Origin of the sequence: Bartonella sp. MM73XJBT, from assembly GCF_028618465.1 — a bacterium.
GTDB lineage: Bacteria > Pseudomonadota > Alphaproteobacteria > Rhizobiales > Rhizobiaceae > Bartonella.
Genome location: NZ_JAQISY010000094.1, coordinates 1 through 1,820, shown reverse-complemented (window position 1 = coordinate 1,820; position 1,820 = coordinate 1). Strand labels below are relative to the sequence as shown.

Below are 1,820 nucleotides of genomic sequence, written 5' to 3'. Positions count from 1 at the left end.
TCATTCATTTGTTCCGGTGTGACACCTGCTATGAGCGTGTTGCCATCAGTATCATCTTCATCACTGGTCACATTAAGAAGCATGCCTAAAAGATATCTGCGTGCATAAGTAATCGTGGAACCAACAGATTGAATGTTATTTTTACTGCCTTGACCATCAATCGGGAATGTTCCTTCTGTTGAGATTTGATTGCCAGAGGGATGAGATAGAGTTATTTCTATGGTAACGTTTGTTGTGGTTTGACTTTTAATACGATAAAACAAAGCGAATTGGTATTTTGCAAGAGTATCCTTTACTGCGTCAATATACTGATCAAGCGTTGCATATGTACTCTTGGTATGGGTATTAATAGAGTTTTTTTGGATTTTTTGATATTTGATTTGCATAGCGGAAAGATCAGAGACGAAACTTTGATAATTTTGTCGTTCTATTTCCTTTTCTCGTAATGCGATAAGGCGCTCTAAGCGGTCCATATCGACGTCATTTTCTAAGGCTCTGTTTAAAATACGTTCCATAGCAGTTTGTTTGACTTCGCAATCGTTCCTTTTTTCCACTAATTCCGTTTGTGTGGTACTTATTTCACTCATCTTGATTTCCTCCATTTAAAGCGCAATTCCCCCGTGGCGTGAATCACGCATGTGTTAAAAGTTGTTTGGTTTGGTTAGAAACGGCTTATAGAGATACTATAAGATTAGTCGTTCGTATTTCTTTTCCATAGTGACAGCCTCTTAATGCATGCTTTGTCTTTTAAGTTCTTGAGACAGCACACCAATTCCTTTTGCTGTGATTTTTGCGCAAGGAATGACTTTTTCTATTCCGCAGGCGGTTTGAAGTGTGATAGTTGGACAGTCCATAAGTTGCTTTTGGATTTTGTCTTGATAAGGGAGTAAATTTCCACCTGCTGCACGTCTATAAACCCAACTTTTTTGCTGTAAGAATTGAATGAATTGTTTTGGTTGCATTTCGAGGATTTTCGCGGCTTCTGTAAGACCAAAGAGCCCATTATGACGCTGTAAACTTTCAAGTGCCATGGCTTTTGGTGTTAAATCTTCAATGATGGTGTCTTTTTGATCTATTTGACCTTGCAAATAATTCAAAAATCCAATCATAGCTTTTGGACTTGAATAATCGATTTGTGGTGTTACTGCTTGCTTTGCACGCCGTTCACATTCTATAAAATACTCTCTGGCTTCATGCCCTTTGTCATTACGCTCTATCATCGAAAGGTGCTTAGCCATATCTAATGTGAGGTAGTATTCTACGCTTGGGCGCCCACCTTGGGGTTTTACTAAATTTTTAGTAAAACTTATAAAGTCTTGATTTTCTCGAAAATTACATTCTTTAATACGGTTAACAATCCAATCATTAAAGCGGGCTTTTACTTCTAAAAAAGCATGCAGATCACGTGCATTTACTGTTTGAACAGTTTCGTTTTTAATTGTGTTGTGCTGAATGGCAATAAGCTTTTCCATTACAAACCTCATTTTAGGGGATTAAAGGGGGGCGCTTTTTAAACGCCCTTCAGAATTTTAAAGCACATCACAAGGACGCAAACGGTGCTGTTGTTCATAAGTACCGTACATTTCATCTTCATATTTTTCTTCTGCGATCTCTTCTAAAATTTCATTGTAGATATCACTTTCACGTATAAAGTAATGAACTTCCCTCTCCTCATAGAGATGGTCGATATTTTCTTTTACATATGCTTCTGCAATCTGTTCGGAAATGTCTTCACAACTCTTTTCAGAAGGATTTATACGAAAGATTTGGATGGCATCATCTCCCTCATCAACAATGCTTAGAATTTGGCTTGCATCAAG

General features: G+C 37.6%; 3 protein-coding genes. All 3 read right to left on the bottom strand.

The window, feature by feature from the left end; genetic code table 11:
* Positions 1-587 (bottom strand): ERF family protein (locus tag PVV69_RS09750; protein WP_273757343.1); only part of this gene is annotated, 587 nt, incomplete at its 3' end.
* 141 nt (positions 588-728) lie between these two features.
* The gene (locus tag PVV69_RS09745; protein WP_273757342.1) at positions 729-1,472 is read right to left on the bottom strand and encodes an antA/AntB antirepressor family protein; all 744 of its coding nucleotides are present in this window, start codon (positions 1,470-1,472) and stop codon (positions 729-731) included.
* Between the two features lie 57 nt (positions 1,473-1,529).
* Positions 1,530-1,820: hypothetical protein (locus PVV69_RS09740; RefSeq protein WP_273757341.1), on the bottom strand; the 291-nt coding region annotated here is incomplete at its 5' end.